Annotated in this window: 22 protein-coding genes; 15 read left to right on the top strand and 7 right to left on the bottom strand. The window is 53.0% G+C overall.

The genetic code is table 11. From position 1 onward, the window contains the following. The first annotated feature begins 78 nt into the window (after positions 1-78). From rfbB to rfbC, 3 genes are read left to right on the top strand one after another with little or no spacing between them, the layout of a single operon-like run. Entirely contained in the window at positions 79-1,158 is a 1,080-nt protein-coding gene (rfbB, locus tag RHJ80_RS07855) for a dTDP-glucose 4,6-dehydratase (RefSeq protein WP_310800724.1), read from the top strand. After that, on the top strand, positions 1,155-2,042 hold the full coding sequence (gene rfbA, locus RHJ80_RS07850) for a glucose-1-phosphate thymidylyltransferase RfbA (protein WP_310800723.1): 888 nt from the start codon (positions 1,155-1,157) through the stop codon (positions 2,040-2,042). Before rfbB ends, rfbA begins: the two co-directional genes overlap by 4 nt. Continuing rightward, complete coding sequence (gene rfbC / locus RHJ80_RS07845; RefSeq protein ID WP_310744431.1) at positions 2,035-2,583, top strand: dTDP-4-dehydrorhamnose 3,5-epimerase; 549 nt, start codon at positions 2,035-2,037, stop codon at positions 2,581-2,583. The genes rfbA and rfbC overlap by 8 nt, the downstream gene beginning before the upstream one ends. Positions 2,584-2,640: 57 nt before the next feature. Here the strand turns inward: rfbC and psbD are convergent, their stop codons facing one another. Beyond that, complete coding sequence (gene psbD / locus RHJ80_RS07840) at positions 2,641-3,699, bottom strand: photosystem II D2 protein (photosystem q(a) protein) (RefSeq protein ID WP_149818344.1); 1,059 nt, start codon at positions 3,697-3,699, stop codon at positions 2,641-2,643. A gap of 294 nt (positions 3,700-3,993) precedes the next feature. Between psbD and RHJ80_RS07835 the strand changes: the two genes are divergently transcribed. From RHJ80_RS07835 to tsaE, 5 genes are read left to right on the top strand one after another with little or no spacing between them, the layout of a single operon-like run. Then, positions 3,994-4,770: a WecB/TagA/CpsF family glycosyltransferase gene (locus RHJ80_RS07835; protein WP_310453381.1), complete on the top strand. Its 777-nt coding sequence runs from the start codon at positions 3,994-3,996 to the stop codon at positions 4,768-4,770. After that, positions 4,767-5,489 carry a cell division ATP-binding protein FtsE gene (gene ftsE / locus RHJ80_RS07830; RefSeq protein WP_310800722.1) on the top strand — a complete coding sequence of 241 codons (723 nt, stop codon included), beginning with the start codon at positions 4,767-4,769 and terminating at the stop codon, positions 5,487-5,489. The genes RHJ80_RS07835 and ftsE overlap by 4 nt, the downstream gene beginning before the upstream one ends. Further along, on the top strand, positions 5,458-6,366 hold the full coding sequence (locus RHJ80_RS07825) for a permease-like cell division protein FtsX (RefSeq protein ID WP_310800721.1): 909 nt from the start codon (positions 5,458-5,460) through the stop codon (positions 6,364-6,366). The genes ftsE and RHJ80_RS07825 overlap by 32 nt, the downstream gene beginning before the upstream one ends. A gap of 48 nt (positions 6,367-6,414) precedes the next feature. After that, a complete protein-coding gene (gene bchM, locus RHJ80_RS07820; protein ID WP_302676227.1) occupies positions 6,415-7,107 on the top strand; it encodes a magnesium protoporphyrin IX methyltransferase in 693 nt (230 codons plus the stop codon). Then, entirely contained in the window at positions 7,108-7,566 is a 459-nt protein-coding gene (gene tsaE, locus RHJ80_RS07815; protein ID WP_206199691.1) for a tRNA (adenosine(37)-N6)-threonylcarbamoyltransferase complex ATPase subunit type 1 TsaE, read from the top strand. Here the strand turns inward: tsaE and trmFO are convergent. Together trmFO and RHJ80_RS07805 are read right to left on the bottom strand one after the other, a co-directional pair. Then, a complete protein-coding gene (gene trmFO / locus RHJ80_RS07810) occupies positions 7,469-8,842 on the bottom strand; it encodes an FADH(2)-oxidizing methylenetetrahydrofolate--tRNA-(uracil(54)-C(5))-methyltransferase TrmFO (protein WP_310800720.1) in 1,374 nt (457 codons plus the stop codon). The genes tsaE and trmFO overlap by 98 nt on opposite strands. Positions 8,843-8,844: 2 nt before the next feature. Beyond that, positions 8,845-10,248 carry a cation:proton antiporter gene (locus tag RHJ80_RS07805; protein ID WP_310453383.1) on the bottom strand — a complete coding sequence of 468 codons (1,404 nt, stop codon included), beginning with the start codon at positions 10,246-10,248 and terminating at the stop codon, positions 8,845-8,847. 157 nt (positions 10,249-10,405) lie between these two features. On the opposite strand from RHJ80_RS07805, the gene RHJ80_RS07800 reads away from it, so the two are divergent. The 4 genes from RHJ80_RS07800 to ndhM all read left to right on the top strand — a co-directional run bounded on the left by RHJ80_RS07800 (position 10,406) and on the right by ndhM (position 13,483). Then, positions 10,406-11,089: a response regulator transcription factor gene (locus RHJ80_RS07800; RefSeq protein WP_310800719.1), complete on the top strand. Its 684-nt coding sequence runs from the start codon at positions 10,406-10,408 to the stop codon at positions 11,087-11,089. Further along, positions 11,079-12,497: an ATP-binding protein gene (locus tag RHJ80_RS07795; RefSeq protein ID WP_310800718.1), complete on the top strand. Its 1,419-nt coding sequence runs from the start codon at positions 11,079-11,081 to the stop codon at positions 12,495-12,497. The genes RHJ80_RS07800 and RHJ80_RS07795 overlap by 11 nt, the downstream gene beginning before the upstream one ends. A gap of 88 nt (positions 12,498-12,585) precedes the next feature. After that, entirely contained in the window at positions 12,586-12,966 is a 381-nt protein-coding gene (locus RHJ80_RS07790) for a hypothetical protein (protein WP_310800717.1), read from the top strand. Positions 12,967-13,147: 181 nt separating this feature from the next. Then, a complete protein-coding gene (gene ndhM, locus RHJ80_RS07785) occupies positions 13,148-13,483 on the top strand; it encodes a photosynthetic/respiratory NAD(P)H-quinone oxidoreductase subunit M (protein WP_206199685.1) in 336 nt (111 codons plus the stop codon). A 256-nt stretch (positions 13,484-13,739) separates the two neighbouring features. Here ndhM and RHJ80_RS07780 read toward each other — a convergent pair whose 3' ends face one another. The 3 genes from RHJ80_RS07780 to RHJ80_RS07770 all read right to left on the bottom strand — a co-directional run bounded on the left by RHJ80_RS07780 (position 13,740) and on the right by RHJ80_RS07770 (position 16,259). Next, positions 13,740-13,910 carry a chlorophyll a/b-binding protein gene (locus RHJ80_RS07780; RefSeq protein WP_011056299.1) on the bottom strand — a complete coding sequence of 57 codons (171 nt, stop codon included), beginning with the start codon at positions 13,908-13,910 and terminating at the stop codon, positions 13,740-13,742. A 115-nt stretch (positions 13,911-14,025) separates the two neighbouring features. Continuing rightward, a complete protein-coding gene (locus tag RHJ80_RS07775; RefSeq protein WP_206199683.1) occupies positions 14,026-15,573 on the bottom strand; it encodes a serine/threonine-protein kinase in 1,548 nt (515 codons plus the stop codon). 167 nt (positions 15,574-15,740) lie between these two features. After that, positions 15,741-16,259 (bottom strand): hypothetical protein, encoded by a 519-nt coding sequence (locus RHJ80_RS07770; protein WP_302676232.1) that lies wholly within the window; start codon positions 16,257-16,259, stop codon positions 15,741-15,743. A gap of 245 nt (positions 16,260-16,504) precedes the next feature. Here RHJ80_RS07770 and RHJ80_RS07765 point away from each other — a divergent pair, with 245 nt between their 5' ends. From RHJ80_RS07765 to RHJ80_RS07755, 3 genes are all read left to right on the top strand, one after another. Beyond that, positions 16,505-17,323 carry a photosystem II manganese-stabilizing polypeptide gene (locus RHJ80_RS07765; RefSeq protein WP_149818320.1) on the top strand — a complete coding sequence of 273 codons (819 nt, stop codon included), beginning with the start codon at positions 16,505-16,507 and terminating at the stop codon, positions 17,321-17,323. 13 nt (positions 17,324-17,336) lie between these two features. Continuing rightward, on the top strand, positions 17,337-18,929 hold the full coding sequence (locus RHJ80_RS07760) for an ABC transporter ATP-binding protein (RefSeq protein ID WP_310800716.1): 1,593 nt from the start codon (positions 17,337-17,339) through the stop codon (positions 18,927-18,929). Positions 18,930-19,036: 107 nt separating this feature from the next. Continuing rightward, positions 19,037-20,917, top strand: a complete 1,881-nt coding sequence (locus RHJ80_RS07755; RefSeq protein ID WP_310800715.1) for a PhoX family phosphatase — start codon at positions 19,037-19,039, stop codon at positions 20,915-20,917. Here RHJ80_RS07755 and RHJ80_RS07750 read toward each other — a convergent pair. After that, on the bottom strand, positions 20,914-22,194 hold the full coding sequence (locus RHJ80_RS07750; protein WP_310800714.1) for a putative peptidoglycan glycosyltransferase FtsW: 1,281 nt from the start codon (positions 22,192-22,194) through the stop codon (positions 20,914-20,916). The two genes, RHJ80_RS07755 and RHJ80_RS07750, sit on opposite strands and share 4 nt — an antisense overlap. Between the last annotated feature and the right edge of the window lie 33 nt (positions 22,195-22,227).

Below are 22,227 nucleotides of genomic sequence, written 5' to 3'. Positions count from 1 at the left end.
TTCCTAGTAAACGTCTTTTTCTGAACGGGTGTCTAGTCTTGGTATGATGCAAGCCAGAATCTGGTGGTATCAGTGTCCATGATCAAGTTTTTGGTAACGGGTGGGGGTGGTTTTATTGGCGCCAACTTTGTGCGCTTAGCCCTTACGGAAGGCTGGGGGGCGGTACTCAACCTCGATAAAGTGACCTATGCCTGTCACCCCGGCACTTTGGCCATGCTCGAGCAATTGCCCAATTATCAATTTGTCAAGGGGGATGTGGGCGATCGCCCCCTTGTCCAAGAGCTATTGCAAACCTTTCAGCCCGATGCCGTGATTCACTTTGCTGCCGAAAGCCATGTCGATCGCTCCATCAATAGTCCCCAAGACTTTATCCAAACCAATGTTGTGGGCACCGCCAATCTCCTAGAGGAGGTCAAAACCTACTGGCAACAGTTACCCACTGGAGCACAGGAGCAGTTCCGCTTCATTCATATTTCCACCGATGAAGTCTATGGCAGCCTTGGCCCTGAGGATCCGCCCTTTCGGGAGGACACCCCTTACGCCCCCAACAGCCCCTATGCCGCTTCAAAGGCTGCCTCGGATCACTTGGTGCGAGCTTACCACCACACCTACGGCCTGCCCACCCTGACAACGAATTGCTCCAACAACTATGGTCCCTACCAGTTTCCCGAAAAGCTGATTCCGCTGGTGATCTGCCAAGCCCTAGCGGGGCAACCGCTGCCGATATATGGCGATGGTCAAAATGTGCGGGATTGGCTCTACGTTGAAGATCACTGCCGTGCGGTCTATACCGTTTGGCAAAAGGGTCAGGTGGGGGAAACCTACAACATTGGTGGCAACTGCGAAAAGCCGAACCTTGAGGTCGTGCACACCCTCTGCGATCTGCTGCAAACCCTTGTGCCCCGGTCTGATTTGAATTACTGCAGCTTGATTACCTTTGTGAGCGATCGCCCCGGCCACGATCGCCGCTACGCCATTGACGCCCGTAAAATTCAGCGGGAACTGGGGTGGCAGCCCCAAGAAACCTTCAGCAGTGGCCTTGAAAAAACCGTGCAGTGGTATCTTGCCCATCAAGACTGGGTAGAAGCAGCGCGCACCGCCGACTACAGTGCTTGGCTGGCAACCCACTATGGCAGCGTTCTTAGTCATTGCCCATGAAAGGAATTATTTTGGCTGGTGGCTCTGGAACCCGCCTCTATCCCCTGACACAGGTGCTCAGTAAACAACTGATGCCCATTTATGACAAGCCGATGATTTACTATCCCCTCTCAATTCTGATGCTGGCGGGGATTCGGCAGATCCTCATTATTTCTACCCCAGAGCACCTCTATCTTTTTGAAAAGCTTCTAGGGGATGGTCATCAGTGGGGCTTGTCCCTCAGCTATTGTGTGCAGCCTCAGCCCAATGGTCTCGCGGAAGCTTTTATCCTAGGGCGGGAGTTTTTACAAGGAGAACCCGTCTGCCTCACCCTTGGGGATAATCTACTCTACGGCCATGATTTACCCCAAAAATTGCAACAGGGGGCGCAATTGACGGAAGGGGCAATGATTTTTGGCTATCGGGTGGCCAATCCGCAGCAGTACGGTGTGATTGAGTTTGATGCCAGCGGTCGCGTCCTCGGCATTGAGGAAAAGCCAGCGGTGCCCAAGTCCAACTATGCGGTGCCCGGCATCTATTTCTATGACCATCAAGTGTGCGATCTGGCAGCCCAGCTTCAACCATCGGCGCGGGGGGAACTGGAAATCACCGATCTCAACCGCCTCTACCTTGAAAAGGGACAACTGCGGGTGGAATTGCTCGGCCGCGGCTATGCGTGGCTGGATACGGGTACCCATGATCTGCTGCAACAGGCCAGCAGCTTCATTCGCACGCTGGAGGAACGGCAGGGGGTGAAAATTGCCTGCTTAGAGGAAATTGCTCTGCATCAGGGCTACATTACCCCAGAGCAACTTTATGAACTCGCCCAACCCCTGCGCAAAAGTAGCTACGGTCAATATCTCTTGCAGGTGTGGGCAGAAGTCACTGGAGGCATTCATGCTTAAGGTACAACCGCTGGCGATCGCTGACGTTCTGCTCTTGGAACCCCGTGTCTTTCGCGATCAGCGGGGCTTTTTCCTAGAAAGCTTTAATCAGCGGGCTTTTATGGCCGCTACAGGCTTAGAGGTGACCTTTGTCCAAGACAATCACTCTGCCTCACAACAGGGCGTGCTACGGGGATTACACTACCAGCACCAACAGCCCCAAGGCAAACTCATTCGCGTGATCGAGGGGGAAATTTTCGATGTCGCAGTCGATTTGCGGCGCTCTTCGCCCACCTGTGGCCAATGGGTGGGGACTTGGCTGAGTGCGCAGACCTTCCAGCAACTGTGGATTCCCCCTGGCTTTGCCCATGGTTTCTGGGTGCAATCAGCCACTGCCCAAGTGCTCTACAAAACAACGGACTACTACAATCCGGGGGATGAATATACGCTGCTGTGGAATGATCCAACCGTCGGCATTCAATGGCCGATCGACAGCGAACCCCTCCTTTCTGCCAAGGATCAGCAGGGCAAGTCGTTCAACGAACTTCCCCTATTTGCTTGAGATAAAAAATCCCTCCCCAATTGGAGAGGGACACTCAGACGAGGATACGATTAGGCTCTACAGAGCGTTACCACGGGGGAGTACCTCTTCTGGGAAGACAAAGTTTTCATGGGGTTGGTCTTGGGGCGCCATCCAAGCGCGAATGCCCTCGTTCAAGAGCAGGTTCTTCGTGTAGAACGTCTCAAACTCAGGGTCTTCCGCTGCCCGAATCTCCTGCGAAATAAAGTCGTAAGACCGCAGGTTCAACGCCAGACCCACCACGCCAATCGCACTCATCCACAGCCCCGTCACGGGCACAAACAACATGAAAAAGTGCAACCAGCGCTTGTTCGAGAAGGCAATGCCAAAAATTTGGCTCCAGAACCGGTTGGCCGTCACCATCGAGTAGGTCTCTTCCGATTGGGTGGGGCTAAAGGCACGGAAAGTGCTGGCGCCTTCGCCATCTTGGAAGAGGGTGTTCTCCACTGTGGCACCGTGGATGGCACACAACAGGGCACCGCCGAGCACACCGGCCACCCCCATCATGTGGAAGGGGTTCAAAGTCCAGTTGTGGAACCCTTGGAAGAACAGCAGGAAGCGGAAGATGGCAGCCACGCCAAAGCTGGGGGCAAAGAACCAACTGGATTGCCCCAAGGGATAGATCAAAAAGACGCTGACAAAAACGGCAATGGGGGCACTGAAGGCAATGGCGTTGTAGGGACGGATGCCCACCAAGCGAGCAATTTCAAATTGCCGCAGCATGAAGCCAATGAGGCCAAAGGCGCCGTGGAGGGCGATAAAGGTCCACAGACCGCCCAGTTGGCACCAGCGGGTGAAGTCCCCTTGGGCTTCGGGACCCCAGAGGAGCAGGAGGGAGTGCCCCATGCTGTTGGCGGGGGTGGAAACGGCAACGGTGAGGAAGTTGCAGCCTTCGAGGTAGCTGGAGGCGAGGCCGTGGGTGTACCAAGAGGTCACAAAGGTGGTACCGGTCAGCCAGCCCCCGAGGGCAAGGTAGGCGCAGGGAAACAGCAGGATGCCTGACCAGCCGACAAAGACAAATCTGTCACGCTTGAGCCAGTCGTCGAGGATGTCAAACCATCCCCGTTCTGCTGGCGCTCGTCCAATTGCGATCGTCATAAAACTCAACTCCGAAAGGAAGTGATAAAGGCAGATTCGTGAGGTAGCTCAATGGGACGATAAGAGCCAAGTTTACGAATCTTAATAACGACTCTAATCTAGCAAAGGCGTTTTGTGGTTTTCAACAAGGCATATCCCGTGGGATGACCTTGTATATCCGATATAGCCCTTTTCCAGACGACGGGGATCCACTACTGAAGCGTTCTCCTGCCCATCACGCTGTTTTGCGCAGAGTGTTCACTTGCTGTGAAAAGGGCTGTAAGATACTCGGTGTTTCTTGTGCTCAATTTCCCTATGGGTTACCCCCTTGTGATGCCCACCATTCCCGCAAAAGTCTCAGTTTTCGGATTTCCCCTTCATTTGGTGGACAACGCTCCTGAGTGGCTGCTAATGCAACAGCGGGATGGCCATGGTCAGCACGTGATCACGCTCAATTCAGAGATGGTGATGCTGGCGGAGCGAACACCAGAGTTTGCTGATGTTTTACACCGTGCTGATTTGGTGATTCCCGATGGATCGGGGGTCATTCTCTACCTCAAGTTGCATGGCCTTTCGGTGCGCCGTCTGCCGGGGATTGAATTTGCCGAAGCCCTCCTGCGACTTGCCAATGAGGCGCCCCAGCCCAAGCGGGTCTTCTTCTATGGGGCAGCGCCGGGGGTGGCAGAAAAAGTAGCTGAGCGCTGGCATCGAGAGTTGCCCAACCTGAACATTATTGGTGTGCAGTCAGGCTACCACGATGCCGATACAGAGGTTGCTCTCATTGAAACGCTAAAGGAGACACAACCCCACATTATTTTTGTGGCTTTGGGAGTTCCCCGTCAGGAATATTGGATTGATCGCCATCGTCACATTTGTCCAGAGGCGATTTGGGTTGGCGTGGGCGGTAGTTTTGATGTGTGGGCAGGGGTTAAAAAGCGAGCACCCAAGCTAATGCAAAAACTCCATCTAGAATGGCTCTACCGTCTGTATCAGGAACCGTGGCGCTGGCGGCGGATGTTGGCTTTGCCCCAATTTGCATGGAAGGCGCTTCTAAGTCGTTTGTATGGGCGACAGCGTTTCTCGTCCCGATGACAGCAGTGACCCCAGTGGTACCCCCCTGCGAACCCACCTCTGAGGGGGTAATCGTTGCAGAACTGTGGCAAGTCACGAAGTCCTTTGGTGGCACTTTGCCCTGCTTACATCGCGTCAATTTACAACTGCGACGGGGAGAGTTTTATTTTCTCACGGGTGCTTCGGGGTCGGGTAAATCCACCCTCTTAAAACTCCTCTGTGGCCAAGTTCGCCCAGATCAGGGCATAGTTCGCCTCTTTGGTGAGGAAGTCAATCCCCAACAGGATCGACGGATGGCACAGTTGCGGCGGCGCTTGGGGGTAATCTTTCAAGACTTTAAGCTGCTGGGCGATCGCTCCGTGGCAGACAATGTGGCTTTTGCGCTGCTGGTGCGCGGTATTCCCAAAGCAGAAATTCAGCAGCGGGTACAAACGGCGCTCAAACTGGTGGGCCTGAGCCACAAAGCCAATGCCAATCCCCAATCTCTATCGGGGGGAGAGCAGCAGCGGGTGAGCATTGCTCGGGCAATCGTTGGTGGGCCTGAGCTATTGCTGGCGGATGAACCCACGGGCAATCTGGATCCGCAAACCAGCCAGCAAATTCTTGCCCTGCTCCATCGCCTCCATCAACATGGGCTAACGGTTCTCTTTACCACCCATGACTTAGCCTTGACTCGCTTAGTCCCCCATCGGATTCTCCATTTGCACCATGGCAAACTTGAGTCCCTTACCCACCCTTGACTTTTTGCTTCCAGAAGTGCGCCGCAGTCTCTGGCGCGGTGGTTGGCTCAATGGCGCAGCCGTTATTGCTGTGGCCGTGACGCTCTTTATTTTTGGTTGGGGCTGGCAAGTGTCGCACCTCCTTGGCGCTAGTGTCGAGTCCTTGGGCAATCGGCTAGAAATTACGGCCTATGTGTCGCCGACTCTTCCCGCAGCCAAAGTGGCCAGCCTTAAGGAGCAGTTGGCGGCATTACCGGGGGTAGCCGACTTCACTTGGATTGATCGCGATCGCGCTTGGGCACAATTGCAAGCTGATTTAGGCCTCAAAAGTGAACAGGGTGGCTTAGCCCTCTTTGACACCAATCCCCTCAGCGATGAAATCAAGATCCGCGCCCAAAGCCTCGAACAGGTGGCTCCCCTGGCCAGCCAAATTGCCCAAAAGGAAGGCATTGAGTCGGTGCAGTATCTTGAGCGTGCCCTAACGGGTCTGCAAAGTGTGCAGCGGGTGGTGCGGGCAGTCACGTTCATTTTGGTGCTGCTCCTGAGTTTAACGGTAGTTGCCTTAGTGAGCGCCATTTTACGGTTGATTATCCTTGTGCGCCAACCTGAAATTGAGATCATGACATTGGTGGGCGCCACCCAAACTTGGATTTATACCCCCCTATTTATTCAAGCCGCTAGTCTAGGTGGCGGCGGTGGTTTACTGGCGTGGATAGTTGGCTGGGGCAGTAGTCAACAGCTGCAGCAGTGGTTAACCCAACAGGCCAGTTTTCGCGCCCTTGCCAGCAATGTTTCCCTTGAATGGTCGCTGGGCTTGGGGGTGTTCCTGATCATCATTGGGGTAATTTTGGGGCTAGTGAGTACCCGATTGGCACTGCCAACCACCTCTCAGCGGTAGGCGGCTATGCCACAATAAATGGGGCAATGACGATTGATTCTAAGGGCTATGGCACAATTTACGGCTGACGAGAAAGCAATTGTTCAAAATTATTTCAACACGACCGGCTTCGATCGCTGGCGGCGCATCTATGGCACGGATCAGGTCAGCAAGGTGCAAGCGGATATCCGCATGGGACACCAACAGACCATTGATACGGTACTAGCATGGCTCAAGGCTGATGGCTCCCTCAAGGGTAAACTCATTTGTGATGCGGGCTGTGGTGTTGGTAGTCTGAGCATTCCCCTTGCGGAATTGGGGGCACGGGTCTATGCCAGTGACATTTCCGAGAAGATGGTGGCCGAAGCCCGCGATCGCGCCGCTGCTCAATTGAATGGCCACCATGAACTCATCCTCAGTGTCAGTGATCTTGAAGCCCTGCGGGGACAATACCATACCGTCATCTGCCTTGATGTCCTCATCCACTATCCCGACAGCCAAATGGCAGGGATGCTAGCCCACTTGAGTTCCTTGGCGATGGAGCGACTGATCCTCAGCTTTGCCCCCAAAACACCAAAATATACGCTGCTAAAAAAAATTGGTGAATTCTTCCCCGGCTCCAGCAAGGCCACCCGTGCCTATCTCCACAGTGAGGAATTTATTGTGGGGATTTTGCGAGACTTGGGTTGGCGGATTGAACGCAATGCCATGACCAAAACCCGCTTTTACTTTTCGCGACTCCTAGAAGCAGTGCGCGCCTAGATGACGAACCTCAACCTCAGCTTGGCGGATCTGCAAGCCTTGGGGCGCCAGTGGGGGACATGGCTGCCGCCGGGGACAGTGCTCTTGTTAGCGGGGGATCTAGGGGCAGGGAAAACCACGTTTGTGCAAGCCTTGGGGGAGGGATTGGGCATTGCGGATGTCATCCAAAGCCCCACTTTCACGCTGATTCAGGAATACCCCGAAGGGCGTGTGCCCCTCTATCACTTTGATCTCTATCGCCTTACCCCTGCTGAAGTGGCGGAGTTGGCACCGGAACGCTATTGGCTTGGGGAAGAAATTGATCTCGGAATTGTTGCCATAGAGTGGCCCGATCGCCTGCCAACGCTACCCCCAGACTACCTTAGGCTCCAGCTTCAACGACAGCAGGATCGCACCTGTCTAACTCTGGAGGCTGTAGGGGCAGCGACATCGCTGTTGCCCAAATGCTTAAATCTTTGAGGGCGCGATCGCGATAAGCGGCATAGCGCAAGGCCTTTTGCCGAACGTTTTGCTCTAGGGGTGGCAGAATACCAAAGTTGGGGGGCATGGGCTGGAAGGTTTTGCTCTCCGCCGTACTGATGTAGTGGAAGAGGGCACCAGCCATCGTGGTTGGCGGCAATACCAAGGGTGGGAGTCCTTGTGCCAAGCGAGCCGCGTTCGTTCCCGCTAACCAGCCCCCCGCCGCTGCTGCTGTATACCCTTCGGTACCGGTAATTTGACCCGCCGCCAAGAGGGTGGGGCGATCGCGAAACTGGAGACTGGCACTCAACAACTTCGGCGCATTTAAGAAGGTATTGCGGTGCATCACCCCCATGCGCACAAACTCGGCCTGCTCTAAGCCCGGAATCATCCGCAAGACTCGCTGCTGCTCGCCCCAGCGCAAATTGGTTTGAAAGCCCACCAAGTTCCACAGTTGACCATGGCGATCCTCTTGGCGCAGTTGTGCCACCGCATAGGGACGCTCTCCCGTACGCGGATCTCGCAAGCCCACGGGTTTCAAAGGTCCAAAGCGCAGGGTATCCACCCCCCGCTGCGCCAACTCCTCTACGGGTAAGCAAGCCTCAAAAAATTGAGCATTCTCACGCTCAAAGTCCTTCAAGGGTGCCTGTTCAGCTTCACAGAGAGCCTGCCAAAAGCGCTGATATTCCTCAGCAGTGAAGGGACAGTTGAGATAGGCCGCTTCCCCTCGGTCGTAGCGGGAGGCCAAAAAGGCCACCTCACGGTTAATGGACTCCCCAACCACAATTGGGCTGGCAGCATCGAAAAAGCTGAGGTAGTCCAGTCCGGTAAAGCGTTGGAGATCCGCACTCAGCGCCTCACTGGTAAGCGGCCCGGTGGCTAGCACGACAATCCCGGTCTCTGGCAAATGGGGGAGTTCTTCGCGCCGCAATGTCACAAGGGGATGGCGTTCGAGGGTTTCAGTCAACTCACGACTAAACTGGGCACGATCCACCGCTAGAGCACCGCCGGCAGGCACTTGATGGCGATCGGCAGTGGCAATAATCAACGACCCAAGGGCACGCAGTTCATGGTGCAATAACCCCGTGGCGCGATCGCTCGCCTTGGCACCAAAGGAATTACTGCACACCAACTCTGCCAACTCCGCCGTATGGTGAGCTGGACTAGGCACATGGGGGCGCATTTCATACAGCACCACCGGCACACCCGCTCGAACAATTTGCCAAGCCGCTTCTGTACCCGCTAGACCACCACCAATGACCGTAATCGGTTCCATTGCTATCCTTCTGGGGGAGACTCCACTGCAACTTCTGAGCTGGGTAACGCCTCTGAGTCTTCTACCTCTGGCTTGAAGACCAAGCGCAACAGGGGTGGCGCAACGAACGTGGTCACAATCACCATGACGATAATACCGGCATCTAGAGCCTTCGAGAGCACACCGCTGGCCGACCCCACAGCCGCAAAAATCAAACCCACTTCACCGCGAGGCACCATACCAATGCCAATGGCCCAACGGTTAATTCCCGGCTGGCCAAAGACCGTTGCCCCTGTTACCACCTTACCAAGAATGGCCACCAATACAAGGAACGAGGCAATGATCAGACCCGCACGATTGGCCGGTTCTAGGGGATTGAGAACGCTAATATCGGTGCGTGCGCCAACACAGACAAAGAAAACTGGCACTAGCATATCGGCAATGGGCAAAATCTGCTCCTCTAGCTCACGTCGTTTTTCCGTTTCCCCCAAGACTAAGCCAGCGGTAAAAGCACCGAGAATCGCTTCCAATTGCAGCATCACTGCCACATAACCAAGGACAAAGGCAAAGATAAGAGAGGGAATCAGTAAGTTGCCGCGCGTTGTCAGGCGATCGACCATTCCCAAAAAGAAGGGACTCAGCAGCCGCCCCACGACAACAGACCCCACCAAAAAGACTACAGAGCTAATGATCAAGTAGATCACATTGCTAATCTCGACCGTGCCCGTTTTGGCTAGACTGGCCACCACTGCCAGCACAATAATGCCGAGAATATCATCGAGAACGGCTGCCCCAATGATGATTTGACCTTCCGGAGAAGTAAGACGTTGAATTTCGGCAAGGACTTTGGCTGTGATGCCAATACTGGTTGCCGTCAGAGCCGCCCCTGCAAAGATGGCCGGTACCAAGTCCACATGAAACAGCGTCACGAGGCCAAGGGTTCCTGCTGTAAAGGGAACCACCACCCCGCCCACAGCAACGATAGCTGCCTGCGGCCCCACCCTCAGCAAACCCTCTAGATCCGACTCCAAGCCAATCTCAAAGAGCAAAATCATGACGCCAATTTCTGAGAGGACGGCAATGACCTCACTGGCAGTATTGGCAACCACCGTAGCCAGCGGGTCATCCATACCGGTGGTCTGCTGAATAAACGTTGTCAGCACAGAGGGCTCAGTGGTTCCCCCTTCGGAAAAGACCAACAGGTGCAAGACCGAAATACCAACCACCACACCGCCCACCAGCTCACCCAACACCGGTGGAAAGTTAATGCGGGCACAAATTTCACCGCCCATTTTGCTCGCCAAGTAAATCACCACCAGACTCAGTAAAACAGCGGCCAAAATTAAAGGTGCTGCTTCCGCCAAGTTCACTGATTCTGCTGCCGCATTGGCAAAAAAGGGTTCAAACAGTAGCGCTATCAAAGGCATAGAAGCAAAGGCTCAAAACTCTTTAACTCAGTTAAGCATGCCTTCCCCTTTTGCTCAACCTGCCTCTGGCCTGAACCGAATCCTATTTCTTTCTGTCTAAATCAAGTTGGATTTCAATCGGTTTATCATCGTTTTTTATAGCAGCGGTCACTCGATCATGCGCATTCTCTTTGTCGAAGATGACCCCCAGCAGCGACAGCCCATTTGCCTAGCACTGCAGCGGCAGGGCTACACCGTTGATACTGCACCCGATTTGAAAACAGCCTACTCGTTAATCCATGAGGTGGATTATGAATTGCTCATTTTAGATTGGCTTTTACCCGATGGTGAAGGCACACAGCTGTGTCGCTATTACCGCCAGCAGCAAAAAACTGCGCCAATTGTATTTCTTACCGCAAAGGACACGACGGCGGATAAAGTCACTGGCTTAGATGTGGGTGCCGATGATTATCTCATTAAGCCCGTGGATCTATTGGAATTATTGGCACGCATCCGCGCCCTGCGGCGGCGATCGCCCCTCTGGCAGGGGGATGAACTAACCCTTGAGGGATTAACTCTCCACCTAGAGACTCGGAAGTTGAGCTATCAAGGTGCGGAAATTCAGCTTAAAAGTCGAGATTTTCAGTTGCTCAGCTACCTGATGCGCCATCCACGCCAAGTTCTCAGCTGCCAGCAAATTGAAAGTCAACTCTGGGAATGGGATAAATCCCCTGAGAGTAATGCGGTTGCTGTGCGAGTGAAACGGCTGCGGGAGCAATTGAAGCAACTGGGTGTAGAGCATTGGCTCAAAACCCACTATGGTAGTGGTTATTCCTTGAATCCCCAGCAAAATGTTTCTTAGGAAAGTAGTTGGATCAATTCGCTATCGTGCTGGCTTAATTATTGCCATGCCGATTATCTGTCTGTTCATTATTGTCGCGTCATTTATATGGTTGAAGCTAAACCTAATTGAAGATGATGAATGGGTGTTGCATACGCAAAAAGTACGACTAGAAACGCAAAAACTACTTAACTTACTGCTGGACTTGGAAACGGGTGTGCGTGGCTATAGCCTGACAGGCAGTCACCGCTTTCTGCAACCTTACATCGCGGCAAAATCCCGTATTTTTCCATCATTGGAAAAAATTAGAGAGCTGGTACAGGATAATCCTGAGCAACTTAAGGCTTTAGACTCAATCGAGGAAACCCTTCAGCAAAACATTCAGATTTTTGATCATTATGTGTATTCAGAAAATTTTGCATCTATGACTCATTTAGTCAGTAAATCCAACCAAGAGCAGAATATTGATTGGAATAAAAGTCGGATTTTAATGGAAAGAGCACGGCAAAGCATTTACGAATTTTATAAAAATGAGGAGGTTCTGTTGGGCGATCGCCGTCAACATCAAATTGAGTATCGAGAACTCGCATGGTCAATTATTATTGCTGCGGCAGTCATTGGTGGGATTACTAGTCTATTCTCAATTCATTTATTTTATCAATTGGTTACAGAGCTAGAGTCAAGAGAAAATGCTCTGCAAGCAAACAATGCTAAATTGTCTATTGTCTGTGATCAGCTTCAACGATTTACAGCCAATGCCTCCCATGAGTTAAGGGCGCCGTTATCTGTAATTTTAAGCAATAGCCAGCTTGCACTCATGATTTTACAAGAAGACGAAGAAACTTCTCGTGAATCTCTGATAATAGTGGAGCAAAATCTAGCCAAGATTTCTCAAATTGCTAAACAGATGGCGCATCTAGTGAGTGACCTTTTATTTTTGGCTCGCCATGAAGGACAACTCGCAAATTGCCAATCCTTTGATCTGAATTCTTTGATTGCTGAACTTGCCCAAGAATGGCAACTGTCAATGGTGCAGCGTGGGATTACGTTTATGGTTCAGTTGCCGGAGTTACCACTTATCGTAAAGGGTGATTTTTTACTCCTGAAACAGGCGATCGCCAATCTTCTGAGTAATGCCTGTGCCTATACCCCCCAAGGTGGCAAGGTGAAATTGGAAACTCAGTCAACGGAGCGCGAGGTTCAAATTGCTGTTGTGGATACGGGGATCGGCATTCCAGAAGCTGCCCTGCCCCATGTCTGCGAGCGCTTTTATCGCATTCATCAAGGTCAGGAACAACCGCAGGGATTTGGTTTGGGGCTAGCAATCGTCAAACAAATTGTTGATGCTCATCAAGGACAGCTGCAAATTCACAGTCGCGTGGGGGAGGGAACAACGGTGACCATTACCTTACCCCCAAGCGGACGTTGACATAGTTCTGTCATTTTTTTTTCTTAACCTAGGGATTGAAGCATTGAGGACACAGAAGATGGTTAGGAAGTATTTATGGGCCTTGGGTATGTCTCTTTTTGTAGGTACTACGGGCGTTTTGATGCCACCGATAGCTCAAAGTGTTGCCCAGTCGATAACCCCGATTCGTAATTTAAGCAATGTCTATGGCATTACCATTCGCGGCACCGTACGCAGTGTGGTTGGCAATCATTTCATTCTCGACGATGGCACGGGTCAAGTCATTGTGGATGCCGGTCCCCGTTGGTTTCACCAAATCAATCTCCAGCCCGGCGAAACCGTTACAGTTGTCGGTAAATATGATGATTATGACTTTGACGCCTTTCGCATTACCCGCGCCAATGGAGAGGTGACTAACATTCGTCCCCATGGTGGGCCTCCCCCTTGGGCAGGTGGCCGGCGACGCTGGGAGCAACGACAGGCACGGTAAATTCTTATAGAGGGGGCAGTTGCCCCTTTTAGCGATCGCTAGCCAAAATCAGCCTAGAATCCAGCCTAGTTCTATTACGGATCCTTGGGCTAAGGCATGAGTTTTTCGAAACTTTCCGCGAAAGCATTCTTGGTATAGTAGAAGCGTTTACGAACTACGGTTCACTCGTCATTGGTTAGCCATGCTACTGAAGTCTACAACACGCCACGTTCACATCTATGCCGGCCATGTGGTTGATGGGGAAGTTCATCCTGATACAGAAACGCTGACGCTGAATGTGGATCCCGATAACGAGTTGGAGTGGAACGACGCCGCCCTAGCGAAGGTGGAAGCCAAATTTCAGGAGTTGGTGGCAAATGCCGCTGGCGAGGACTTGACGGAATATAATCTGCGGCGCATTGGCTCGGACTTGGAGCATTTTATTCGCTCTTTGCTGATGCAGGGGGAAATTGGCTACAACCTCAACAGTCGTGTGCGCAACTACAGTCTGGGGATTCCTCGTGTGAATCACTCCTAGATTTATTCATCCTCAATCGCGAATTATTTAACAGGTACTTTGACAGCGGCATTTCCCGCTACAGTCCTGACCTATTGGGATGGATAGAGGGAGTACAATCCTCTCTGCTAGTCGCTTTCACGGTTTTGAAGGTGTGCTCTCTTTGTGAAAGGCGCTGTGTTTGCCTTGTAGTACCGCTGAATTGGCCAAAAAAAAGAGGCCATTACTGACCTCAAAATGACACTTTGACCGCTGAAAATTGGGAGAGAGTTAAGGTCTAGAGGAGACCCCAGAAGTGAAGCACGCCTTGTTTGGTGATCAGTTCTGTGAGTAGCGCCGCCACAAAGCCGATCATGGCGAGGCGACCGTTCCAAATTTCAGCTTGGGGGGTGAATCCAAAGACCCATGCGTTGCGATCTTCAGCTTTGATGGTTTTGGTATCTTCCATGGTTTTGACTCCTGATCGAACCCTGTACCCTCACTGTAACAATTCTTTACTAATTCCGCAACATCTCTTAATATATTTTTCTCTATTGCTGTCCTAGAGGGCGATCGCGATATCCCTAATCAATGACTGTGGCCATCTTCACGTTCTCCAGCTTGGCGAGGATTTGCGGCTTGTAGTTTTCAAACTCTGCTTTGAGGAGATTACGGCTCACAATCGCTGGGGCAGAACTGGGCAAGCTTTTACTGGTTTGCAGCCAATCCCGTAGCAGTTGCCGCTGGAAGGTAGCGATCGTAAACATGCGGACATTGATGCAGTGTTGCGGATCCTCAAGGGAGAAAAAGAGCAGCGGATAGTAGCCGGTCTCCGAGAGCAAAACGCAGAGCTCTTGGTTGCGTGGCAGTTTCATATCCAAATAACAGGGCAACCAGCGGGGCCCTTGCTTGGGATCGTAGATGGCAGTAATCCAGAGGATCATCGGGTGGGGACTGGTGGTAAAGAGAAACTGGTTGTAGCGAATATTGAGCATGCGCCGATCAATTTCTGGGCGAGGCAGCATCACCCACAGCGAGGCGGCTGATTCCCGCTGTGCATACAAAGGCATCGGAAAGACAATTTCCGCTACGGGTTTATCGGCAGGCCAAACACTTTGCCAGCAAACTTCTTCAACCGTTGCAAGGGCAACAGGCGGTTGAGACTGGCGTTCTGAGGGTTGAGAGACTTTTGCAGCGACCTCTACCCCCGGCTGGGTGACTCGACTACTCCCAAACTGTTCCTCAAGGGCTGTTAAGACCTTGATAATTTCACCGACGTTTTGGGGGCGATCGCTGGGGGACTTGGCCATGCAGGCCATGATCAGTTCCTCAAGGACAGGAGGAAGATACAACCCTGGACTGGCCACATTGAAGGGCACTGGCTTTTGGAAGTGGTGTGCCTTAAACCAACTGCCAATGGAGTGGGTGTCCGCCTGAATGGGCATCTTGCCGGTGAGTAGCTCATACATGGTGATGCCAAGACTGTAGATATCCGAGCGGTGATCCAACTCTCGCCCTTCAATTTGCTCTGGGGAACAGTAGGCCAAAGTGCCCATAAACGACGAGGTTTGCCTTTTTTCAGAGACATCCCCCAAAAATTTGGCAATCCCAAAATCCAATAGCTTCGCAAGTTCCCCCATCGTGCCATCCTGAATCACAAGGACGTTGCTAGGTTTAATGTCACGGTGAATAATGGGGCATTTTTGGCCTTCGATGATAATTCCCTCATGGGCTACCTGCAGACCAAGGCACATATGGCGTGCAATTCGCAGAAATCGGCTTAAGGGCAGGGGTTCTTCTAGGAGCAAATCACTGAGGTTTTCGCCTTCCAAAAATTCCATGACGTAGAAGGGAATTTCCTCGTTGTTCATGCCGTAGTCGAGCACCCGCACCACGTGCATACTTTTCTGACCGAGGAGAGCACCCGCGCGCGCTTCTTGGGCAAAGCGGGTTTTCATGCGATCGTTGAGCAGGGTTTGCGACAGGAATTTAACGGCAACCGGAACGCCGCCAAGGAGAATGTCCTCTGCCCGATACACCCGCCCCATTGAGCCTTTGCCAATCAGCTCCGTCAGCTGGTACCGATTCATCAGAATTTGGCCAATGTTGGTATCGCGGTGCGGTTCTGACATAGTTGCCTCAAGGGGAAATCGGCTGGCGAGGTCGCAAACAGGGAAGCATTGTGTTGCTAGGTCGCTATGGTTATACGTCTATTATCTCTAGAGTCTTTAGGTTCTGTTTGATCCATTGGGGCGATCGCTCCCCCCTAATCCGTAGTTTCCTAAGCCTTTTTAGGGTTCTAAGCATTAGGAACGCCTAACCAAGACATCAATGACGAACTGGTAATCTGAATCTCTTTATCGAGATCGGGAACGGGGATAAAGACCACACCGCCACTACAGGAAATTTCCCCCACCGATCGCCACTGATTCGCGGTATAGATATGTACATAATTAACTGCACCCCGTCGCCAACTGCGCCACATCTCACTGGCAGCACAATCATAGAGTTGATAGCCTTCGGGAATGGCGGCACGGGTAAAGGGCACCAGTTGTGCCTTATTTTGAGCGAGATCAGGGAAGAATGATCCATGGGTCAATGCTTGTCGCAAAGATTCCCACGCATCGCAGTAGCGCTTGACCATGATCTGCGGTTGACCATTCTCACTTTTGCCCGTGGCAATGACGCCCGCTTTGTTGTCCACCAGTTGCCAAGTCCCTAAAACCGATTCAATGCGATAGTTGGGATTTGAGGCAAGGCTCTCAGCCCCATTGACAACATCGGCAACAAAAACAGCAAACAACTCGCTGTCATCCATGAACTCACTCCCGATCCTGCTTTTTTATAGTTTACTTTGCCGCTCCAGTCGGAGAGAGGTCGGTCATTGTTTTTGCTCTTGTGAAATTAAAATATCTGCGAAAATTTCCTTTCTGAGGCGATCGCAAAGCTCCGTATAATCATGGATTGATAAGGTAGTTGCATGGCTGCCTTCACTGGACTCTTACGCAGGGGTATCTCCCACACTCTGACTGCTTTGAGATGCTTTGACTTCTGAGGTTAACCATGAAATATCGCATTTTAATGGCGACGCTGCTGGCGGTATGTTTAGGGATTTTTTCCTTGAGCGCCCCCGCCTTTGCCGCAAAACAGACTTTAACCTATGACGATATTGTCGGCACTGGTCTGGCCAACAAGTGCCCCACGCTTGATGATACGGCACGCGGTGCCTACCCCATTGATAGCTCCCAAACCTATCGCATTGCCCAACTGTGCTTACAGCCCACGACATTTTTGGTCAAGGAAGAGCCTAAGAACAAACGCCAAGAGGCCGAATTTGTCCCCACAAAACTGGTGACCCGCGAAACCACGAGCCTGGATCAAATTCAAGGGGAACTCAAGGTCAACAGCGATGGCAGCCTCACGTTCATAGAAGAGGATGGGATTGATTTCCAACCAGTGACCGTGCAAATGCCCGGTGGCGAGCGTATCCCACTGCTGTTTACAGTGAAAAACTTGGTGGCGAGCACTCAGCCCAACATTAGCAGCATCACCACTTCAACGGATTTCAAAGGGGAATTCACCGTTCCTTCCTACCGCACTGCCAACTTCCTCGATCCCAAAGGACGGGGCTTGGCCTCTGGTTATGATTCGGCGATCGCCATTCCCCAAGGTAAAGAAGAAGAGCTGGCTCGCGCCAACGTCAAACGCTTCTCCTTGACCAAGGGTGAAATTTCTCTGAATGTGGCGAAAGTGGATGGCCGCACGGGTGAAATTGCTGGCACCTTTGAAAGTGAGCAACTCTCCGATGATGATATGGGTGCCCACGAACCTCACGAAGTGAAAATTCAAGGGGTCTTTTACGCCCGCATCGAACCTGCCTAGGATCGACCAGCCCATGGCGACTCTTTTAGAACTCAGGGAACTGCGGGTCGCCTACCCTACAACGGAGACATCATCTGCTGCAACATTTGTGGTGGATGGTGTTTCTTTTTGTGTGGCCGCTGGGGAGCGGTTTGGCTTAGTGGGGGAGTCAGGTTGTGGCAAATCCACGATTGGTAAGGCCATTTTGCAATTATTGCCGACTGGGTCACAGGTTGCTGGGGCGATCGCCCTTCAGGGGCAATCCCTTTTGGGGCTGACCACTTCCCAATTGCGGCGACTGCGGGGCGAGCAAATTGGTTTGGTCTTTCAAGATCCGATGACGCGCCTCAATCCCCTCATGAGCGTCTATGACCACTGCGATGAGCTATTGCGGAGTCATTGCTCTGCTTGGAGTCGCTCCCAACGGCGGCAGCGCATTGTTGAGGTGTTGGATCGGGTGAAAATTTCGGCCAATCGCCTGCATCAGTATCCCCATGAGTTGAGTGGCGGGATGCGGCAACGGGTGGCGATCGCCCTTGCGTTGCTCTTGAACCCACCCCTGATCATTGCCGATGAACCGACAACGGCGCTAGATGTGACTGTCGCGGCGGAAATTCTCGATGAACTCACGCGCCTGTGCCAAGAGGAGCAGCGGGGACTGCTGCTGATTTCCCACGATCTGGCATTGATGGCCAAGTATTGCGATCGCCTTGCGGTCATGCACCAAGGCAAGATTGTTGAACGGGGAGCGGCTCGTCAAGTGCTGCAACAGCCCCAACACCCCTATACCCAGTCCCTACTTGCGGCCACCCAACTCACCGCTAAAGAAACCCCACCCTTGGACACTGCCCCAGAACTGCTGCGGGTTCACAATTTACAGCGGCACTACCGCTTGGGGGGATGGCTACAACCGCAAACCACGATTCGAGCGGTAGATGGCGTCGATCTGACGTTGCGCCGGGGAGAAACCCTTGGCCTTGTGGGCGAATCCGGCTGTGGTAAAAGTACGCTCTCGCGCTTGATTCTGCAACTGATTCCCGCCAACGCCGGTGAAGTGGTCTTTTTGGGGCGCAATTTAACTCAATTACCCGCGGCACAACTGCGCCCAGTCCGCCGCGATCTGCAAATGATTTTCCAAGACCCCCATGCCTGCCTCAATCCCAAAATGACCGTGGAGCAAAACTTGCTGGAGCCACTGCTAATTCATCGGCTGATGGCCAAAGAGGCTGCCCAAGAACGGGTACGCGAGATGCTGGCACAGGTGGAATTGACCCCCCCTGAAGCCTATGTTCATCGCTATCCCTATGCCCTATCGGGGGGACAACGCCAACGGGTGGCGATCGCCCGTGCCCTGATTACCCATCCCCAACTGGTGGTCTGTGATGAGCCGGTGAGCATGCTCGATGCTCATATTCAACGCCAGGTGCTGGCACTGATGCAGCAGTTAAAAGAACAATTCCAACTCACGTATCTCTTTATCACCCACGATCTGGGGGTCGCCCGCTATTTTTGCGATCGCATTGCCGTCATGTACGCTGGCAAGATTGTTGAACTGGCACCCACCGCCCAATTGTTTGCCCAGCCGCAACATCCCTACACGCAAAAATTGCTGGCCGCTGCTCTGTAGCTGGTCTTAACCACTTTTCCCCCATTTCTTAGGCAAACCCTAACCCAACTTCCCTAAGTTATAAACTGGCTGCCCACAGTGGATGAATTTGGAACGAGATACGCTTCATGGCTGAATATTTTGGTGATCTGTTACCCCGTGTCCTAAGCCGACGCACCGTACTAAAAACTGCTCTTTTTGGCACGGCGGGTTTAACCCTTGCAACCCTGACCAAAGGGTGTGCCACTGCACCGGCTTTAGGCTTTCCAACGATTTACCCCAACACCGACGATAAAATTACGCTGCCTGAGGGCTTTGAGCATGGCGTCGTGATTCGCTGGGGCGATGCCCTCGATGGTGGTGAAAACTTGAATTGGAATCGCATTCACCAAACAGTCACCGCAGCTGATGTCCAGCGGCAGCAGCAGTGCTTTGGCTACAACTGTGATTTTGTTGGCTATCAGACCACACCCGATGGCAAGCATTTGCTCGTTGTGAATCATGAATACACCAATCCCGAACTCATGTTTCAAACGGTGGGCGATCGCCCCAATCAATGGCAAGCCGCACTCCAGCGGGAAGCCCATGGCCTCTCCATTGTCGAGATTGCCAAAAACGCCAATGGTGGCTGGCAATATGTGAAAGCCTCGCCCTACAACCGCCGAATCACAGGTTCAACGCCCTGCGAAATTTCTGGCCCTGCCAAAGGCCATGCCCTTTTGAAGACGGCTGGGGATCCCACGGGGACACGGGTGAATGGCACCCTCAATAACTGCGCAGCGGGCAAAACCCCTTGGGGCACGGTACTCACCTGCGAGGAAAACTTCCATAGCTATTTTGGCGGCAGTGATAGCAACCTGACGGGCATGGTGAAGGAGCTACATAAGCGCTATGACATTCCCAATGAGCGAGCCGATCGCTATGGCTTTTATCTCTATGAAGATCGCTTCAACATCGCGAAGGAACCCCAAGAGGCCTTTCGCTTTGGCTGGGTTGTGGAAGTGGATCCTCTTTCTCCGGATCGCGCCCCCATTAAACGCACAGCCCTAGGACGGTTTCGCCATGAGGCGGCGACAACGGTGATTGCCCCCGATGGTCGAGTTGTGGTGTATATGGGTGATGATGAACGCTTTGAGTATGCCTACAAATTCATTACCAAGGGCAAGTACCAAGCCAACGATCGCGCCGCCAATTTGAATCTGTTGGATGAAGGGGAACTGTACGTTGCTCGCTTTAATGACGATCTGACGGGTGAATGGCGAGCGATCGCCCGCGTTGAGGGCAGTACAATTAGCCCCAACCCCAATCTGCCCACAGCCTTCCAACAGGATCCTGCCCTGTGTTTTATTTACACCCGCGCCGCCGCCGATGCCCTAGGGGCAACAAAAATGGATCGCCCAGAGGACTTTGAGTGGAATCCGGTCACCAAAAGTGTTTGGCTGGCCCTGACCTACAATGAGCGCCGCAAGGAGACCGATGGGGTAAATCCCCGCGCTGAAAATGTCATGGGTCATGTGGTTGAGATTGTGGAACAGGGCAACAATCCCGCTGCATTGCAGTTTCAGTGGCGTTTGCCCTTGTTGTGTGGTGATCCTACAGCCCGAGAGCCGAATCGGCAGTTAATCCTTTACGGCAACCGTGCCACTGCTAAGGTACCAGCAATCTCCGCTCCCGATAATTTTGCCTTTGATCGAGGGGGTAACGTGTGGATTGCCACCGACGGGAACCCAGCATCAAGCCGCCTTGGCAAAAATGACGGCGTTTATGTCCTCAATCCGCAGCGCCGCGAACTGAAGATGTTCCTCTCTGGCGTGCCCGGCTGTGAAATTTGTGGGCCAGAGTTTAGTAGTGACTACCGCACCTTTTTCTGCGCGATCCAGCATCCGGGGGAAGGGGCAAAATCCACGGCTGATCTGTCAACACGCTGGCCCTATGGAGAAGAGGTGGTCGTGCCTCGGCCTGCCGTCATTGCTGTATGGCGCTCAGATGGCCGGGAAGTGTCAGCCTAGGGCTTGCGGGAAGAATAGCGATTGATCCCTTTAGGACGCAGGGGTACGACTGGGGTAGCCCGGCGGCGGTGGGTTCTAGACGTTTTGGCGCGAGTGTTTGTGGCACCAGGGAAGGCAATCACCTCTGCCTGCTGTCCTTCACGGGCACAGCGAATCAACAGGCCAGCGATCGCCATACTGGCCATAATTGAGCTACCGCCATAGCTAAAGAGGGGAAAGGGTAATCCTGTTGTCGGTAGGATACCAATGGCGACACCTATATTAATCAAGGCCTGTAGGAGCATGATCACCGTTGCCCCCAAGGCAATGAGCTGGATCAGGGGATTCCGCGCCTGATTCACCACCCGCATTCCCAGCCAACCGTAGGCCGCCAGCAGTCCTAGGAGCAAGAGGCACCCCAATAGCCCCATTTCCTCGGCATAGACCGCAAAAATAAAATCCGTGTGCTGGATGGGCAAATAGGAGAGCTTTTGCTGTGAAAAGCCATAGCCCGTGCCCAAAACGCCCCCCGAAGCAACCGCCAAGAGACTCTGCACCAGTTGGTAGCCATCCCCCATCGCATCCGCCCAAGGGTTGAGGAAGGACATCACCCGCCGCCGTTGATACTCGTTAATGCTGATGCTGAGGACTGCCAAGCCCAAGCCACTCATGGCTGTTAACAGCAGGGGCGCCAAGGGTAAACCTGCACCCAAGGCAATGAGCCACAATGTCATGCCGCAGAGGGCGGTGGTACTGAGGTTGGGTTGAATTAAAATTCCTAGCAGCGTCACGGCAAAGGCCGTTAACCAAAAACAGCGTGCCTTGAGATGCAGCCGCCGCCACGAACTAAACACCCAAGCGGCTTGCAGGACTAAAAAAGGCTTCATCATCTCCGAGGGCTGGAGTTGAAAAGGACCAAGACTAATCCAGCGGGTGGCGCCCATCACCGTTGTCCCGACCCCCGGTAGGCGTGTTGCCCAGATCAGCAGCAGAAACAAAAAGAAACCTGGAATGGCCATCTGGAGCGATCGCCGCAGGGGTAGCCGTAGAAACAATTGAAACCCTGCCCAGCCAAGGGCAAGCCACAGCAACTGGCGCGTAAAGTAGTACAGCCCATCCCCTGTTTCGGCCAAACCGACGGGAAAACTAGCGGAAAAGAGGACGACCAAGCCAAGACCAATCCACACTAGGGTCAACCAATGGAGCAATCGTGCTTCTAGGGTCCACTGCCGCAGGTCGCCAACCGCTTCGCTGCGCCGCAGGCGATCGCCAAAGGGGAGAAAACGCCACCAACTCACGCTTAGATGACCCTCACTGGCACCGGCCACTAT

Source organism: Thermosynechococcus sp. QS41, assembly GCF_031583515.1.
Classification (GTDB): domain Bacteria; phylum Cyanobacteriota; class Cyanobacteriia; order Thermosynechococcales; family Thermosynechococcaceae; genus Thermosynechococcus.
Note: the sequence above shows the minus strand (reverse complement) of the source record. Positions and strands in the feature narration are given on the sequence as shown.

Coding starts and splice junctions, on each gene's coding strand:
- RHJ80_RS07755 (WP_310800715.1), top strand. CDS start 19,037: ATGGCTGAATATTTTGGTGATCTGTTACCCCGTGTCCTAAGCCGACGC.
- RHJ80_RS07795 (WP_310800718.1), top strand. CDS start 11,079: ATGTTTCTTAGGAAAGTAGTTGGATCAATTCGCTATCGTGCTGGCTTA.
- trmFO (WP_310800720.1), bottom strand. CDS start 8,842: ATGGAACCGATTACGGTCATTGGTGGTGGTCTAGCGGGTACAGAAGCG.
- RHJ80_RS07770 (WP_302676232.1), bottom strand. CDS start 16,259: ATGGATGACAGCGAGTTGTTTGCTGTTTTTGTTGCCGATGTTGTCAAT.
- ftsE (WP_310800722.1), top strand. CDS start 4,767: ATGACAGCAGTGACCCCAGTGGTACCCCCCTGCGAACCCACCTCTGAG.
- psbD (WP_149818344.1), bottom strand. CDS start 3,699: ATGACGATCGCAATTGGACGAGCGCCAGCAGAACGGGGATGGTTTGAC.
- RHJ80_RS07765 (WP_149818320.1), top strand. CDS start 16,505: ATGAAATATCGCATTTTAATGGCGACGCTGCTGGCGGTATGTTTAGGG.
- RHJ80_RS07760 (WP_310800716.1), top strand. CDS start 17,337: ATGGCGACTCTTTTAGAACTCAGGGAACTGCGGGTCGCCTACCCTACA.
- RHJ80_RS07835 (WP_310453381.1), top strand. CDS start 3,994: ATGGGTTACCCCCTTGTGATGCCCACCATTCCCGCAAAAGTCTCAGTT.
- RHJ80_RS07775 (WP_206199683.1), bottom strand. CDS start 15,573: ATGTCAGAACCGCACCGCGATACCAACATTGGCCAAATTCTGATGAAT.
- tsaE (WP_206199691.1), top strand. CDS start 7,108: ATGACGAACCTCAACCTCAGCTTGGCGGATCTGCAAGCCTTGGGGCGC.
- ndhM (WP_206199685.1), top strand. CDS start 13,148: ATGCTACTGAAGTCTACAACACGCCACGTTCACATCTATGCCGGCCAT.
- rfbB (WP_310800724.1), top strand. CDS start 79: ATGATCAAGTTTTTGGTAACGGGTGGGGGTGGTTTTATTGGCGCCAAC.
- RHJ80_RS07805 (WP_310453383.1), bottom strand. CDS start 10,248: ATGCCTTTGATAGCGCTACTGTTTGAACCCTTTTTTGCCAATGCGGCA.
- rfbA (WP_310800723.1), top strand. CDS start 1,155: ATGAAAGGAATTATTTTGGCTGGTGGCTCTGGAACCCGCCTCTATCCC.
- bchM (WP_302676227.1), top strand. CDS start 6,415: ATGGCACAATTTACGGCTGACGAGAAAGCAATTGTTCAAAATTATTTC.
- RHJ80_RS07790 (WP_310800717.1), top strand. CDS start 12,586: ATGTCTCTTTTTGTAGGTACTACGGGCGTTTTGATGCCACCGATAGCT.
- RHJ80_RS07825 (WP_310800721.1), top strand. CDS start 5,458: ATGGCAAACTTGAGTCCCTTACCCACCCTTGACTTTTTGCTTCCAGAA.
- rfbC (WP_310744431.1), top strand. CDS start 2,035: ATGCTTAAGGTACAACCGCTGGCGATCGCTGACGTTCTGCTCTTGGAA.
- RHJ80_RS07800 (WP_310800719.1), top strand. CDS start 10,406: ATGCGCATTCTCTTTGTCGAAGATGACCCCCAGCAGCGACAGCCCATT.
- RHJ80_RS07780 (WP_011056299.1), bottom strand. CDS start 13,910: ATGGAAGATACCAAAACCATCAAAGCTGAAGATCGCAACGCATGGGTC.